Genomic DNA, 16,060 nt, shown 5'->3' with positions numbered 1-16,060 from the left:
TAAAGACTAGATTCCAGACTGGAATGACACCGAAGGGGCTACTTGGATGACACCCTTTTGGATGGAAACCAGTGTCAGCTACTTGCATGACACCCTTCCTAGTGTAATTTATTCGGGAGATTTGCTAAGCGGTAAGATTTTTCCTGATATGCTGCAGTCTTCAGAAGCTAATTCCACAAATTTATCTGTTAGTTTATCAGGTGACACCAATTCAGATCCAGGAAATGCCTGCTCACTACCCACAGGTCCTTCCGTGTATACAGCATTTACACATAATTTTGTATGTTTTGTCTCAGATGCATATATCTGCACCATTATTTCTAGTGCAACTTTACTTGCAGCATACGGCATCCAATATGGATAAGAGGAAGGAGAAAGTGTCACTTCTGAGGTCATGAATATCGCTCTTCCAGCATTAGACTTTTTTAGCATTGGATCTAAGTTTTTTAGTAAGTACCAATTGGCAGTAAAATTTGTATTCATTACGTTCTGTAGCTCTTCAATCTCACAGTCATGAATGGGGTTCAGTTTGCCTAAAATTCCAGCACACGCAACTAATATATCAAGTGCTCCAGATTCTGATAATTTCAGGCTTTCTATCATGTTTGTCAGTATCTTTACATTCTCAAAGTCTAAAAGATCAAGCTGAATTAGTTTCACAGAGCCTTCTTTAAATTCTTCAAGCTCTTCAATTTCATTATATAGTGGCTTGAGATTATCAAGAGATCTTGAAATCAGAATCACACATGCACCTTCTCTTATAAACCTTTTTGCAACAGCAGAGCCTATTCCACCTGAAGCTCCGGTGATTAAAGCTACTTTACCTTCTAACTTACCCATTTCTTTCTCCTTAGCGAGATCCATTGAAATATTTTAGCTGAAAATTGAATTTTGCTCCATATATAAAAATCAAACTTAGCATATAAAAAAATAGTAATGACACTACCACACCACCTAAACTTCCATATATCAAATCCAGTTGGTCAAAGGAAGCTTTTAAGTATTGCTTAAAAGCTGAAGCAGAAATCGTCCAAAGAATAACAGCTACACAAGATCCGGGAAATACGTCTGATAAGTTTTGTTTTATGTTTGGCAACATAAAATATAGCCAAGAGACTATCATAAAAAGTACAAATTCAATAAGTAAATACCTAGTATAACTTAGTCCCTGATAGGAAAAATCAATTAGCATTGGCACTAATGTAGAGAACACTATAGTTAGAGTTATAATAAGCGTGATCACTAAAAATTGTAATATACTGAGTACCCTTCTCCATATATAAGGCGGCGAAACCGGAATTTTATAAGCTTTGTTCAATACTGTTCTTAGCCCTTCAATTGTTGACGAGGCGGTCCAAACAGCACCTACAATTGCTAAAGTTAGTAAGCTTTGCGGCGGGCCTGATATTATCTCCCTAATGCGTGGCATCAAAGATGATAAAATATCCTGTGGCATGTTATCAATGATAAATACCCAGCCAATGTTATACTGGTCTAAGAAACTTGCGAATGTTGACGCCACAGCCATTAAAACGATGAGAAAAGGAAATATTGATAACAGAATTAAAAATGATAAATACCCTGCGTGCTCCACCCCATCGTTATGAATTGTGTCAATCAAAGCGCGGTAAAGGCAATAAACAATACCGTAAAATTTCTGCAGCATGTAATATAAACGAACCAAGAAAAGTATTCTAAATGAAATAAAGGATACTTTTAAGCAAAAAATCCTCACCATTTACTTAAATTTAATCAAAGTGAAGGATAATCCAGCATTAAATAGAAATTATCGGAGGCGTAATGAAAAATTTTCTTCTACTTGTGGCTTTAATTCTCTCCTTTGCATTTGATGCAAATGCTGCAAATACTTTTGTTGATAAAAATGATACAACATCATCAGTGATATGCAAGATAATAGGCTATACTCATGGCATAGGTGGACCAATGATCACAATAGTGATAATTGGTGCAGCGTTGCTTGCAATATTCGGTAGAATGCCGTGGCCAGCGCTTTTTGCACTCGGTGCATTCACTGCTGTGTTTTTTGGCGCTCCTGTAGTCGTTTCAAAAATAACACCAGGAGGTGTGATTTGTAAAGACGGTGCAGTAGCGGATAAGTAATAGAAATTATTGGAGGCACAAACGTAGTTTTCTTTACTTGAAAGTGGTCAAGCTGACCACTTTCAGTGTCTATGAATACCTAATAAATTCTCTTTCTGTAATCATATCAGTTAAAGTTTAGATTCCAGCGTCACGCGCTGGAATGACAAGGCTTATCGTCATGCCGCCGCATACCGTCATACCGCGATTCATTCGCGGTATCTCATCAGCTAACAAGCAGCGGAATAACGGTTGTCGTTTAGCTATGAATATTAAGAAATTTACCAAATGAAAAAAAAGGCAAAAGAAGCCCCGTGGTTGGCTAATTACTTACATTATACTTTCAAGTATGGCGTTTTTTTATTCTAAACGCTTAATAACCGCGATTCAGCTGCTTTTAAGCCGCAACTAATCTAAATTATAAACATTAAGAAATTTACTGAGCGAAAAAAAGGCAAAGAAACCCTAGGGTGGCTAGCATTCAAATTCTCCCTTGTCAATTTGACGTTTTTTGCTGTCTTAAACGCTTTGTAAGCGCGTTTCAGCTTATATAGCTAGAAACCTAGAAGTTTTATAAAGACATGAGGTGCACATAGTGCAAAAATTAAGCATGATTTACGCCAAATACATTAAGTTTTTTGTCATTAATCCACTGCAGAGATTGCGAAGATAAATAAATAGCTTCAGTTTCATGATAAGGGGACTGGCGAAGTTTGTAAAGTAACTTTTGCATTTAATTTAAAGTAAAAAAAACAGAAATGTTTTGGTTTGAGGTTTAATTGCCGGAATTTACAATTGGGAGTTGCCTGTATGAGCTTTGAAAGAGGTACTATTCATTTGATAATTCAAAAAACTTGAAAGAATAAAGATAGCTATTGAAATTATCTTGATTTACATCAGTTATCCAAGTTTGACATTGAATACTTAACACTTCCTCCATTAACGCCTTTCTGTAATGTTTATCCAGATGAGACATTATATCATCAAGTAGAAGAAGTGGTGCCTTATTGTAATGAATACACCTTGCTTTTACACTGGATAAAATAATAGAAAGCAGTAATAACTTTTGTTCTCCAGTGGAGCACAGATTTATTGGTACGTTTCTTTTTTGACAAAAAACCCGAAAATTATCGTTATGCACACCAAAGGTTACTCTACCAGTCAATGAATCTTTTTCTCTGTTTTCCTTTAGACGATTCTGAAAATATTCTGCAGTATCGTCCAAAGTTAGCTGGCTGCTGAATTTCAAACTTGCCTTCGGAAAAAACTCACTGGAATGGTTATCAATTGTGTCTTGTAGTGTCTTTAAAACAGACGATCGCATACGTAAAATACTAACTGCATTAACGGCCATTATGTTTTCAAGACTAGAGAGCCAATTTTCGTCCAAGGTGTTCTCTCTCAACAGTTTACTTCGCTCACGTTTAGCTTTTCTGTGTTTCATGTAGCAGCAAGTGTAATTTTCCTCAAACAGTGAGACTATACGGTCTAAAAATTTTAATCTGTCACTTGGAGAATTAAGAAGAACATAGTCCATTTGTGGAATCAGCCATATTACATTGGATATCTTATACAAAGATGAATAACTCAATTGCGTTTTTCCATCAATTTGTATTAGTTTCTTATCAAAACTCTTTGCGATACCAATTGAATTAAAATCCATCCCATTAAAAAAATCATAGTGCACTACCCAATCTTCATTACTGAATCTATTTTGTATCTCACTGGCTTTTGCTTTTTTCATTCCATTGCTTTTAGCAAGCAACGAGATTGCTTCAAGTATATTAGTTTTACCAATACCGTTTTTGCCAGTTATTACAACTGAGCTATCATCTGAATCCAGTTCAAAGTTTGAGTGGCTACGAAAATTATGTAATTTCAGCTTTTTTATGTAGCAATGGGTAGCCATTAACCTATTCTTTAGTTTATATTCTCTTTACTTCTTCCAGAACCTCATCAACATGTCCACTAACTTTTACATTTTTCCAGATCTTCACTATTTTACCTTTTTTATCTATTAAAAAAGTAGTGCGTTCTATTCCCATATACTTTTTGCCAAACATACTTTTCTCTACCCAAACACCATATTTTCCCAACATTTCAGCATTCTCATCAGAAACTAAAGAAAACGGCAGAGAATATTTTGCTTTGAAGTTAGTGTGACATCTAACACTATCTTTTGATACACCAATTATCACTGTGTCAAGGAAAGAAAAATCATCTATTTTATCTCTAAAGCCTTTTGCCTCCATTGTACAACCCGGAGTATCGTCTTTAGGATAAAAATAAAGAACTACATTTTTTTTATCAAAAAATTCACTCAGTGATAAATTTTCACCAGAATCTGCTGGCAAGCTAAAATCGGGTGCATTATTTCCTACTGCTAATTCCATACCTTGCTCCATTAATAACACTTCCATCTATAGTAGTATATTGTAGTCAGAGTATCAAATTTTATATATAGCTAACAGATAAGATTCTTGATGGGGGCTTATTGATGAATTTCTGCCTACCTTCTCGGCTTGCCGCTTTTGATAAAGTGTGGTTTTCGTCTGATGTAAGGCCATATCAAATAGATCCTATTAAAAATCAATCGAATCTTCACATGTTTGTTCTTCATAAAAGAAGTTCAATGTTATCGTAGTACCAAGTTTCGCTTCACTTTTAATGTCAAAAGTTCCACCCATTAACTCTACTAATTTCTTGCTTAGCGGTAATCCGATGCCCGTACCTTCGTTTCTATACCCCGAATCTGCTTGGCCAAAAACAGACATAACTTTATATATGTCCTGCTGCATTATTCCTATTCCATTGTCATGAAACTCAATAGTTAATAAGTTTTTTTCTATATTTTCTTTTATCACCATTCTTATTAAACCATCTTTGGGAGTAAACTTGATTGAGTTTGATAATAAATTTATTATAACTTGTTTCATTCTCTTGGGATCTGCAATGACTAATAATTGTTTATTAGTCATCTCTTTTTTTAAATTAATCCCGGCTTCTTTTAATTTAGGTAATAGCATATTTACGCATGAATCCATTATTTTGTTCAGGTTAAACTTCACTTTTTCTACTGTTAAACTACTTGATTCAGCTTTAGAAAAATCGAGCACATCATTAATTAAGGTAAGTAAGTGTGTTCCTGCATTATATATATCGTCTGCATACTCCTTGTATTGAGAATTATCCATTGAACCTAAAGTTTTATTTTTGATCAACTCCGCAAATCCAATAATAGCATTAAGAGGTGTGCGTAATTCATGTGTAACGCTTGCAAAAAACTTTAGCTTGTTTGCATTTTCTTGCTCTAATGTCTCTTTTATCTGCTGTAATTCAATGTTAGTTTTATGTTGCTTGGCTAGCATTTGGGTATTAGAAAAGTGCAAATAGAACATTATTAATATTAAGATTATTAATAATAGGCCCAAAAATGTTAAAAACAGGCCATATGCTATAACATAAGAATTATTGTAGTTTCGAAGAATCTTCAAAAAAAACGACGGTTTAACGCTATTTTCATGGAATATAGGGAAAATAGAAGTTGATGTATTTCCTGTAGTATAAAATATTTCTTGGTTACTTAATAGTTTATCAATTTCATCGTTTGTAAGTAACTGTTCATAATCATAATCTTGAGTGTTAAAATTACTGAATATTATTCTGCCGTTTTGATCATACAGTATTAAGCTGAAATCCTTTACTTTGCTCACTGATTGTAATAATTCAGCACGTAGTTTTACTAGTTGGTTTATGTAGTCAAAATTTTTGTATTTAATGTGATGCTTTTCTATTAGTAAATAATGGTATTTTTTTATTATGCCATTTTCCAGTACGCTTTTTAAGTTTACACTTGAATCACGGTAAGAAGAAAGGAAATTACTCCTTAGTAAATGATTACAATATATCACACTGAATAAAATCATAAAGATCGATGAGAGTAATACAATAACTTTTGTGTATTTGTTTTTCTTCAACGCAGAAAACATCAATTTACCTAGCTTATACATATCCTTCTTATTGTGAAACAACGGTTTTTATGTTATTAATAATAAAATTTAGCATATAATATTTTATGACAATTTCTCCTATTTTGCCAGTTTATTCTCCTGTTAATATAAATTTTTCTCATGGCAAAGGTATCTACCTATATGATGTTGATGGTGAGCGCTACGTAGATTTTCACTCCGGAATAGCCGTTAGTAGCTTAGGTCACACTAATTCGCGATTAATTAGTGCTCTTAAATTGCAAGGAGAAAAATTATGGCATATATCAAATACCTATAATATACCTGCTGCCAATAATTTTGCAGAAAAATTAATAAACAATAGTTTCGCTGACACTGTATTTTTCTCAAATTCTGGATCAGAGGCAGTAGAATGTGGACTTAAGATTGCTAGGATCTATCAAAATGGAAAAGGCAATAAAAATCGTCACAGAATTTTAACATTTCATGGTGCATTTCATGGAAGAACCTTTTTAACTTGTGCTACAAACGATAAACAGAAATTTTCTGAATTACTAAATCCCTACATTGATTGGTGTGATAACATCGAGCCCAATATTGAGAGCGTAAAGAAAGCAATTTCAAGTGGTATAGGCGTTATATTAATAGAACCAATACAAGGGCAAGGTGGTATCAAAGTAATGAATGAAGTCTTTATGAAAGAACTAAGAAGGCTGTGTGATGAAAATGACATATTGTTATTTTTTGATTGCGTACAATGCGGTGCTGGTAGGACAGGAAAATTATTCGCATACGAACATATAGGAGTGGAACCTGATATATGTGCTCTTGCAAAGGGAATAGGCGGGGGGTTTCCGCTGGGGGCTTGTCTTGCAACTGAAAAGGCTGCTAAATATATGGCAGTTGGTATGCACGGTTCCACTTTTGGTGGCAATCCGCTTGCAACCTCAGTAGGTAATGCTGTGCTCGAAGAATTGCTCAGCCCCGGCTTTTTAAAAAATGTTGAAATTAGAGGTAAATACTTAAAAAATAAACTAGAAGACTTAGCAAGTAAATTTCCAATAATAGAGGAAGTAAGAGGGAAAGGGTTAATGCTTGGAATAAAAGTGAAAGCAGACAATCAAAAGTTTGCAGAAGAGTTAAGTCATCGCGGCTTGCTTACTGTTGGGGTAACATCAGATAACGTTGTGAGAATTTTACCTCCACTCATTATCACCGAAAAAGAGATTGATGAAGGCATCGAGATTTTGACTCAATATTTATCTGAGAAATCTTCTGATTAGATACTTGCATTAATATGAACGACAATCTGGTATGCTTAGGAATTATTACCTCTCCTCACGGAATTAAAGGAGCTGTTAAAGTAAAAACCTTTACTGAAAAGCCTGAAAATATCTCCTTATATGGTAAGCTAATAAGTGGTGATGAGAATTATAAAATAGACTCAGTATCCGTCATAGGTGATAATTTAGTAATAGCTACAATAAGCGGAGTAAATTCCCGTAATGAAGCAGAGCTTTTAAGGAATAAGAAGCTATATATAGAAAGAAGCAAGTTACCAGAGCTAAATGATGAGGATGAATTTTACCAAAGTGACCTTGTAGATATGGAAGTAAGGCTGAAAAGTAATGAATTATATGGCTATGTAAAATCTGTGTATAATTTCGGCTCAGGGGATATATTAGAAATTTTAGTTATCAGCACAAAAAAACGTATTATGCTGTCTTTCACTAAAGAGATATTTCCACATATAAATATAAAGGGGAGGTATATAGTATTAAATATACCAGAATTTATTGACTAATAAAGACTTTGATATTTATATAAAGCTATTTATAATTGTAAGATCAAACTGAAAATGTAATTATGGCAGAAAGAGCTAACGATATTAGACCAGGTCAGGTGTTGGAACATAACGGCGGATTATTTTTGGTTGTAGGTATTATGCATACTCAACCTGGTAAAGGTGGTGCATACATACAAGCTGAAATGAAAAATATCAAGACCGGAGCAAAACACTATGAAAGATTTCGTTCTGATGCAACAATCAGAAGGGCAATTTTAGATGAAGAGGAATATGTTTACCTTTTCACTGAAGGAAACATTGTAAATCTTATGCATCCAAGTAATTACGAGCAAATCACTATAAATTTGGACTTATTGGGAGAAAAAAAAATTTATTTACAGGATAACATGAAAATTAAAGTTGTAGCTTATCAAGACAAAATAATTTCTGCGCATGTGCCTGATTATGTTACACTTGCTGTGAAAGAAACAGAGTCTGTTATTAAAGGACAAACTGCTACTGCTTCTTATAAGCCTGCAATTTTGGAAAACGGAATGCGCGTTAACGTGCCTCAATTTATAAAAGAAGAGGATAAAATTGTAGTATATACTCCAGGTGACAGCTATTATGAAAGAGTGAAAGAGTAAAAGGAAGAATGTCCCTCTCATCACCACGAATTAATGTGATGCTTGATTCTGTGCGTAATGCTTCCAAGCAGCTTATGCGCGATTTTAATGAATTGCAAATTTCTAATGTTAAATCAGCAGACTTTATTAATAAAACTTATTCAAAATCCAAGCAAACCATATACGATTGCTTGCACGACTACAAACGAGACTATGGTTTTATTTTTGAAGATGATACTGATCAAGAAGTAAAAGATAACACTTATACCTGGTTTATTATGCCTATAGAGGGCAGGGAGAACTTTTCTAGTTGCATGGTTTATTTTGCAGTATCAGTCTGTCTCATTCATAAAAATAAAGTTGTGGCAGCTGTAATTGATGCTCCGGCTCTTAGAGAAACTTTTTGGGCAGAAGAAAAGAAAGGTGCTTTTCTTGAGGATTTTAGATCTCGTCATGTAAAAATGCGAGTGAAAAGCCGTGAAGGGGGTCTAATAGATGTAAGTGGTAATTTGTTAAATAAATTGCTGCCTGGCAATAGTAATGTACGCTCCATAGGTTCAACAATTTTAGGCTTTGCATACCTTGCGGCAGGAAGGCACAGTGGAATAATTTACTCTGGAATTAATCAATATAAGGCTTTACTCGGTAAGCTTTTCCTGCAAGAAAGCGGTGGAAGGTTAACAGAAAATAATGGGTTAATTATTGCTGATGATATTGCAAACAGGCTACAGAAATAGACAGCTTTTCGAAAACTTTTACAAGAGACTCTGTTAAATGTTCTATCATTTCATCGGTATGATAAGGTGTAGGGGTAATACGGAAACGCTCAGTTCCTCTTGGAACTGTCGGGTAATTTATATGTTGAACATATATTCCATACTCATCAAATAATAATTTTGATGCTTTTTTGGATAACTCTGAGTTGCCAATTATTATTGGAATTATATGAGTTTCTGTTGGAATGAAGTTAATTCCTGCATTTCTCAGTGAGTTTTTTACTTTTTCAACGACTTGCTTTTGCTTTTCCCTTTCAATGTTGCTCGATTTTAGGTGCTCAACGCTTGCCTTTGCTGCCGCTGCTAAAACAGGCGACATAGCAGTGGTAAAAATAAATCCTGGAGCGGAACTTCTTATTACATCTACCAAGCTCTTTGAAGACGCTATATACCCACCCATCACTCCAAAAGCCTTTGATAGTGTACCTTGAATAACGGTTATTCTATCCATCAGACCTTCTCTTTCTGCAATTCCGCCACCATGTGAACCATACATGCCAACTGCGTGCACCTCATCCAAATAGGTAATTGCATTATGTTGATCTGCAAGATCACATATCGCTTCAAGCGGCGCTATATCGCCATCCATTGAATATACGGATTCAAGTACTATTATTTTTGGTGTCTTTTTGTCTATAGACTTGAGTAACTGCTCTAGATGATTAACATCATTGTGTTTAAATATATGTTTTGGCCTTTTTCCTGATTTTATGCCTTCTATCATCGAAGAATGGTTCTTCTCGTCTGAAAAAATTACTACGCCCGGAATAACAGACGATAAAGTGCTAAGTGTTGTCTGGTTAGCGAGGTAGCCACAAGCAAAAGTTAAAGCAGCCTCTTTTTTATGCAAACAAGCTAAGGATTTTTCAAGTTCGACAACCTCTTTTGTTGTACCAGATATATTTCTTGTTCCTCCAGCACCAACAGATGAATTTTGGATAGCGGCAATTACACTCTCATTTTGTGACATTCCCAAATAGTTATTACTGCACCAGACTATTACTTCCCTATTTCTTTCATAGTCCATAATGTGGGGGAGCCTACCTGGTAATGACGCAAAGTGCGTAAATTCACGGTAGCGCCCCTCATCTTTTATATCTTTTATTTTATTCAAGAATATTTCTTCGTAGTTTACCAAGTTTTTATTCACTAATAATTAACATAATTATAATAAATTATTAAACGATAGACTACTATATTTATTCATCGTCAGCTACAGCAAGGTGTACTTTTTTGCATATCATCAACCTTTTCGACCTTATCGTTTTCAATTAAGGTTTTAGGCCTATAGCAGTAGGTAACTATAGCTACAATAAGACAACCAGCTCCAACTGCTATTCCTACCGCTAACATTTCCAAGTAAACTGCAACAGCCACCCCTGAAATAATACCAGCTATTGCAAGTGCAGAAGCAGCTATAACAGGCAGCTTACTACTTTTTGTATTTTGTGGAATAGCATTATTTTTGCCTGAATTATTAGGCAACCCGCCATTGGTTTGAGTATCATTCACCTGCTCAGATTTGTTGTTAGCTACTGAAGGCACTGGTTCTGGTGTTGGCACTGGATTCGGTGTTGGTGTTAGATTCGGTGTTGGCACCAGCGTAGGTGTTAGAATTGGATCTTGTGTTAGATCCGGTGTCAGTCCTGGCGTTGGCGCCGGCGTAGGTGTTGGAATTGGATTCGGTGTTGGTGTTAGGTTCGGCGTTGGCACCGGTGTAGGTGTTGGAATTGGATTCGGTTCTTGCTGCCTGGTGGTAGTTTGAGTACCATCTTCTTGTCCAGGGATTTCGTTAGTTGATGTAGGTACTGGATCTCCTAGAGGACTATTGCCATCATCACTTGAAAAATCTATTAAATCTTTTTCTAGTGCATCATCTTGGTGCTCTTTAGACACGATTTTATCATGCTCACCATCACTCACAAGACTACGTGCTTCTTCAGGCGTAGTTACTGCTGCATTAGCAGAGGCTTCTGTACCTTCAACATCACCACTCGCAGAACTCTGTGGTGAAAGTGGTGGTGAACCTTGTTGATCACCTTTACTTTCAGACTCTACCGGTTGAACAGGAGTTTGTTTATCCTCACCATCAATTGATAACACGGTAGCACTTTTACTTTGAGGAACAAGAGCGTCCTGTGTACTTAAACTTTCAATATCATCCGTTTGTTCTGGAACTGGAGTCTCAGAAACTTCTTGTTGCTCTTGAGTATTAGAAGGCTGTGCCTTAAGTTTTGCACTTTCTTCTGGTACATGTTCAGCAGGTTGAGCATGAGCTTGTTTTTTCTCATCATCAATATTAACAGGAGCTTCGTGACTACTTGTAGTAGCGCTAACATCAGTTACTGATGATACAGCAGCCTTAGCATTCATTTCAATGTTACTGATCTTTTCTGTAAGCAATTCTCTAACTTTTAAGAGTTTTCCTTTCTGAGTATCTTTTTTTTTCTTCTTAGTAGAAGCTAGACCGTCAGTGTTCCCCTTCTCTTGAAGTTTAACATTTACTTGGCTTAGGACTCTGCTCAAAACAAGCTTATTATTATTGCTTTTTAGAAAATCATTCATCCGCTCAACATCGTAGATAACATTATCATCAACACTAAACGATTTCTGCTTTATACTTTTTTTATTTTTAGACATTTCACCCCTCCTATAATTATTACCTATAGCTTCTTCTATTGAAGCCTTTTCATTATCCATAATATTTTCTCCTTTGTCAACATTTTCTTGTGGCTGCTTACTGCCAGCACTTTCAAGTCCTGGATTTTCTGATTGATTGTTATCTTCTTCATTCACTACTTGACTTGAGGCTGCAGTTCCATTTACTAAGTTACTATTTGATTGTACATTATCCTTAAAAAAATTTAGTATTTTTGCACGATTCTGCTCCTCAGCCTTCATTCCGCCTGGATACTTCGCTATATAAACTCTTCTCTCCTTACATTTTCCATAAGCATTTTGTGCGTGTTGTATGATTCCTTCAGTTATAACAGCACCTTTCTTTACAAACAATTCAACTCTTTCTAGCTCACCTAGTTCAATGGCTTTTTCAAATTGATCTTTACTAGTCTTCTCAAGAAACGTTAATACGTTTGAATGAGCTTGCTTTCTACCTTCCTCATAGTCTTTACAAACCTCTCGTGCGTATTGTATGGTTTCTTCAGTTATAACAGCACCTTTCTTTACATACGATTCTATTTTTTTCAGATCACCTTGTTCAATGGCCTTTTTAAGTAGCTGTTCATTATAAATATCCACAAGAAACGTTAATACGCTTGAATGAGCTTGCTTTTTATCTTTCTTACAATTTTTACAAGCATTTTGTGCGCATTGTATGATTTCTCCAGATATAACAGTATCTTCCTTTACAAGAGATTTTATTCTTTCCAGATTACCTTGTTTAATGGCCGCTCTAATATGAATATTCACAAGAAACATTAATACGCTTGAATGAGCTTGCTTTTTATCTTCCTCACATTTTTCATAAACACCTCGTGCGTATTGTATGGCTTTTTCAGTTATAACAGCATCCTTACTCTCAAGCAATTCTATTACTTCCAGATTACCTGCTTCAATGGCTTTTTTAAATTGATCTTTACTAGTCTTCTCAAGAAACTTTAATACGCTTGAATGAGCTTGCTTTCTATCTTCCTTATAGTTTTTACAAACATCTTTTGCATATTGTACAATTTCTTCAGTTATAACAGCACCTTTCTTTACATACGATTCTATTTTTTTCAGATCACCTTGTTCAATGGCCTTTTTAAATAGCTGTTCATTATGAATATTCACAGGAAACGTTAATACGCTTAAATGAGCTTGCTTTTTATCTTCCTCACATTTTTCATAAACACCTCGTGCATATTGTATGGCTTTTTCAGTTATAACAGCATCATTATTCACAAGCAATTCTATTACTTCCAGATTACCTGCTTTAATAGCTACACTTAAAGGACTCTCACGATGACTATTTTTAGCATTAACATCCTTACCGTTCGCAAGAAGTCTTTTAGCCCTGTCAATATTACCTTCCTTAGCAGCATGATGCAAAAGCCCTCCTGGGTGTAACACGTTAAGAAGGAATGATTTAGTTCCTGAAGCTACCATGTCTAAAAATGTCTTACCAGATTTATCTTTAATTTCCTCATTAGCTCCCTGTCTAAAAATGTCTTACCAGATTTATCTTTAATTTCCTCATTAGCTCCCTCTTTTAAAAGCAACCTTACTATTTCATCCTTATTGGAAGCAGCAGCATAATGTAGAGCTGTTTTGCCATCGCTATCTTGAGTGTCAATCTTAGCACCACTTTCAACAAGCAACATTACCATTTTATTAACATTCTGAATGTCACCATAAGAGGAAACGGCATAATGTAAAGCTGTTTTGTTATTCCTATCTTGAATATTAACATCAGCGCCATTTTTAATAAGTGAGTTTACTAAATCATAATCGCCTTTTTCTACAGCATAGTGCAAAAGTTTTATAGCAGGATCTCTACTCTCAGTATCTTTAAATTTATCTAGTATCGCTTCCACGCATTTCTGATTGCCAATTGACGACGCCCTTTTAAGCTTTTCACATATACCACGCCAAGATAGAATAGAATCTAGTTCTTTTTCTAAATGCTCTAACAAAAATTTAATATAGCATCTCTTACCAGCACCAATAAGCAGACTATCAAGCTCTTCATCTTGCGTGAATAATATACCTTCGTGCATCTTTACACATCTTTCCACAAGCGTATCATTAGCTGCAATGGCTAGAAGTACCAATTCTTTTACCGTACCATTCTCTTTTTTATATATTTTTTCTATGAGCACTTTACGCACGCGCTCATGATCTGTTTGTGCCGTCAAATTAAGTTGCTGTGAGCAAAAATCCTTCAGATCTTTAAGATCAGGGTTAATAGGTATGTCATCTTTCTCTTCCTTTATATTACCCATAACTTCATCCAAATTCGTATAATCACCATTTTTTGCTTTATTTATAATATCTACCAATTTATCAAAGGCTAAACTTTTAGGAATGATATCAGAGGTTGTCCACAAACCAAGGAATACGTAGTATATAAAGAAAGAATATTGAGGTAAGAGATGAGGAAAAAATATCCAACAGATTTAAGTAAAAGGGAATGGGCAAGAATAGAAAAACACTTCAGAGTATCGTACAAGAAAGGAGGAAGGCCACCAAAATACAGTAAGTGTGAGATAGTAAATGCAATTCTTTATATACTGCGCACAGGATGTCAATGGTGCTATTTACCACACGATTTTCCGCCGTGGAAGGCTGTGCATGAACAGTTTAGAAGATGGAAAAAGCAGGGAATTTTTGAGAAAATGAACTATGATATCACTAAATATAGTAGGTCAAAAATGGGAAGAAATGAGGAGCCGAGCGCATGCATAGTGGACAGTCAATCGGTAAAAACCACGGAAAAAGGGGGGTCAAAGGTTATGATGGTGCGAAAAAGGTAAAGGGGAGAAAAAGACATATAATCACAGATACTCAAGGATTTGTGCTTGGTTGCTATGTAGGAGCTGCAAGCGAAAATGACAGAGATGGGGTGAAGATGGCATTGGACGATATGAAGGAAAAATACAGCAATATTAAGAAAATGTGGGCTGATATGGGATACCAAGGAAAATATTTAAAGGATTACGTAAAGAGAGAATATGGGATAGATATTGAAATTGTCAAAAGGCCTCCATGTAGGTTTTGGGTGCATAAAGATACACCACTAGAACTATTGCCACAACGGGATCCTGGATTTTCAGTACAGCCGAGAAGGTGGGTGGTAGAGAGGACTTTTGCTTGGATCAATAGAAATAGAAGGCTATCAAAGGAGTACGATTTACTTACAACATCTACTGAAAGTTTCATATATCTGGCTATGAGTAAAGTTATGTTAAGTAGGGAATATGCTTGATTTACTGGTTTGTGGACAACCTCTCAAATGAATTATCAACATCTGAATCCACCTCTGCTGGCGAACCTGCAACAACTGCATTATCGGCACCTTTAAAATACTTATTGATATCATCTAGTAAATTTTCTCTACCAGTTTTTAACTGCTCGGGAATGGTAAGTGTTACTTTACCTTCTTCATACTCTACCTTACCATTCTGAGATTTAAGCGTGAACTCTAAAATAGCATCAAGCCTGCATATTTCTATATTTGTATCCTGTTGCTTAACAGGCATACTTGGACAATACTGAATATTTAGGGAATCTTGGCTATTACATATAATACTTATCTTTCTATCGTTAGCGTCAGGCAATTGTAGGTTATGCTCAAAAAATATAGGAAAGAGCTGCATGAGCAAAGAGCCGTCATACCCGGCTTGATTGCAATTAGTAATTAACTCTTTCAGTATATGATCATCTGGAACTTCTGCCTTAGCATGCTTAAACATTTCTATTAAAACATGCTTTACAACTTGGCGTTTACTACTTTGAAGCTCTTGATTATACCTATCACACAACTGGCCAACAAAATCTTTACTTATGGTTTTACCATTGATTATAAAATTCATTCTAGGTAAGTCTTTATAAGCTTGCTTACCAGAATTCGCATCAGCATTATTTTTGTCTGCCCTTACTTGACTGAGCAAAGATTGCGTTAGCTTAAATTCTGATCTAGTCGCTCTGTTGGTATTTTGTTCTTCTTCAGCCTCTGAACAATTACCTGAATCCCCAGAATTTTTCGTACTTTTAACTTTATTTTCTTTTGCAGTATCTACTGCTGGTGGCATGAGCCCACCAAGTAAACTCCAAATCATGTTTTACCCCTAATTAATAGCTAAG

The 16,060-nt window shown here is 35.4% G+C and carries 16 protein-coding genes; 7 read left to right on the top strand and 9 right to left on the bottom strand.

Features of this window, described 5'->3' with window-relative positions; all coding sequences use genetic code 11:
• Nucleotides 1-108: 108 nt before the first annotated feature.
• Entirely contained in the window at nt 109-864 is a 756-nt protein-coding gene (locus tag AAGD70_RS01020) for an SDR family oxidoreductase (RefSeq protein WP_006279711.1), read from the bottom strand.
• Entirely contained in the window at nt 851-1,666 is an 816-nt protein-coding gene (locus tag AAGD70_RS01015; protein WP_065094475.1) for a YihY/virulence factor BrkB family protein, read from the bottom strand. The genes AAGD70_RS01020 and AAGD70_RS01015 overlap by 14 nt, the downstream gene beginning before the upstream one ends.
• A 134-nt stretch (nt 1,667-1,800) precedes the next feature.
• Between AAGD70_RS01015 and AAGD70_RS01010 the strand changes: the two genes are divergently transcribed.
• On the top strand, nt 1,801-2,121 hold the full coding sequence (locus AAGD70_RS01010) for a TrbC/VirB2 family protein (RefSeq protein ID WP_015589492.1): 321 nt from the start codon (nt 1,801-1,803) through the stop codon (nt 2,119-2,121).
• A gap of 142 nt (nt 2,122-2,263) precedes the next feature.
• Nucleotides 2,264-2,392, top strand: coding sequence for a hypothetical protein (locus AAGD70_RS01005; RefSeq protein WP_255356231.1), 129 nt, complete (start codon nt 2,264-2,266; stop codon nt 2,390-2,392).
• A gap of 537 nt (nt 2,393-2,929) precedes the next feature.
• Here AAGD70_RS01005 and recF read toward each other — a convergent pair.
• The 3 genes from recF to AAGD70_RS00990 form a co-directional block, all read right to left on the bottom strand.
• Nucleotides 2,930-4,009, bottom strand: a complete 1,080-nt coding sequence (recF, locus tag AAGD70_RS01000) for a DNA replication/repair protein RecF (RefSeq protein WP_065094476.1) — start codon at nt 4,007-4,009, stop codon at nt 2,930-2,932.
• A gap of 16 nt (nt 4,010-4,025) precedes the next feature.
• Nucleotides 4,026-4,493, bottom strand: coding sequence for a thioredoxin-dependent thiol peroxidase (gene bcp / locus AAGD70_RS00995; protein ID WP_065094483.1), 468 nt, complete (start codon nt 4,491-4,493; stop codon nt 4,026-4,028).
• A gap of 189 nt (nt 4,494-4,682) precedes the next feature.
• The gene (locus tag AAGD70_RS00990) at nt 4,683-6,110 is read right to left on the bottom strand and encodes a sensor histidine kinase (protein WP_065094477.1); all 1,428 of its coding nucleotides are present in this window, start codon (nt 6,108-6,110) and stop codon (nt 4,683-4,685) included.
• Between the two features lie 65 nt (nt 6,111-6,175).
• On the opposite strand from AAGD70_RS00990, the gene AAGD70_RS00985 reads away from it, so the two are divergent.
• The 4 genes from AAGD70_RS00985 to AAGD70_RS00970 all read left to right on the top strand — a co-directional run bounded on the left by AAGD70_RS00985 (nt 6,176) and on the right by AAGD70_RS00970 (nt 9,217).
• Nucleotides 6,176-7,351 carry an aspartate aminotransferase family protein gene (locus AAGD70_RS00985; protein ID WP_065094478.1) on the top strand — a complete coding sequence of 392 codons (1,176 nt, stop codon included), beginning with the start codon at nt 6,176-6,178 and terminating at the stop codon, nt 7,349-7,351.
• A gap of 14 nt (nt 7,352-7,365) precedes the next feature.
• Nucleotides 7,366-7,872, top strand: coding sequence for a ribosome maturation factor RimM (gene rimM / locus AAGD70_RS00980; RefSeq protein ID WP_006279718.1), 507 nt, complete (start codon nt 7,366-7,368; stop codon nt 7,870-7,872).
• Between the two features lie 62 nt (nt 7,873-7,934).
• On the top strand, nt 7,935-8,501 hold the full coding sequence (efp, locus tag AAGD70_RS00975) for an elongation factor P (protein WP_006279719.1): 567 nt from the start codon (nt 7,935-7,937) through the stop codon (nt 8,499-8,501).
• An 8-nt stretch (nt 8,502-8,509) separates the two neighbouring features.
• The gene (locus AAGD70_RS00970) at nt 8,510-9,217 is read left to right on the top strand and encodes an inositol monophosphatase family protein (RefSeq protein WP_065094479.1); all 708 of its coding nucleotides are present in this window, start codon (nt 8,510-8,512) and stop codon (nt 9,215-9,217) included.
• On the opposite strand, the gene hemA is transcribed toward AAGD70_RS00970, so the two are convergent.
• The 3 genes from hemA to AAGD70_RS00955 all read right to left on the bottom strand — a co-directional run bounded on the left by hemA (nt 9,180) and on the right by AAGD70_RS00955 (nt 14,304).
• The gene (gene hemA / locus AAGD70_RS00965) at nt 9,180-10,394 is read right to left on the bottom strand and encodes a 5-aminolevulinate synthase (protein WP_065094480.1); all 1,215 of its coding nucleotides are present in this window, start codon (nt 10,392-10,394) and stop codon (nt 9,180-9,182) included. The genes AAGD70_RS00970 and hemA overlap by 38 nt on opposite strands.
• 71 nt (nt 10,395-10,465) lie before the next feature.
• On the bottom strand, nt 10,466-13,363 hold the full coding sequence (locus AAGD70_RS00960) for an ankyrin repeat domain-containing protein (RefSeq protein ID WP_065094481.1): 2,898 nt from the start codon (nt 13,361-13,363) through the stop codon (nt 10,466-10,468).
• Nucleotides 13,364-13,365: 2 nt separating this feature from the next.
• Nucleotides 13,366-14,304 (bottom strand): ankyrin repeat domain-containing protein, encoded by a 939-nt coding sequence (locus AAGD70_RS00955; RefSeq protein WP_065094482.1) that lies wholly within the window; start codon nt 14,302-14,304, stop codon nt 13,366-13,368.
• Nucleotides 14,305-14,349: 45 nt separating this feature from the next.
• Here AAGD70_RS00955 and AAGD70_RS00950 point away from each other — a divergent pair.
• Nucleotides 14,350-15,182, top strand: a protein-coding gene (locus AAGD70_RS00950) for an IS5 family transposase (RefSeq protein WP_341814070.1) whose coding sequence is annotated in 2 segments (ribosomal slippage) — nt 14,350-14,716 and nt 14,716-15,182 — 834 coding nt in all. Because the reading frame shifts where the segments join, the coding sequence is not laid out codon by codon here.
• A gap of 1 nt (nt 15,183) precedes the next feature.
• On the opposite strand, the gene AAGD70_RS00945 is transcribed toward AAGD70_RS00950, so the two are convergent.
• Entirely contained in the window at nt 15,184-16,035 is an 852-nt protein-coding gene (locus tag AAGD70_RS00945; RefSeq protein WP_065095158.1) for a hypothetical protein, read from the bottom strand.
• Between the last annotated feature and the right edge of the window lie 25 nt (nt 16,036-16,060).

This window comes from Wolbachia endosymbiont (group A) of Nomada flava, from assembly GCF_964027055.1.
Taxonomy (GTDB): Bacteria; Pseudomonadota; Alphaproteobacteria; order Rickettsiales; family Anaplasmataceae; genus Wolbachia; species Wolbachia pipientis.
This window is presented reverse-complemented; position numbering and strand designations above follow the sequence as displayed.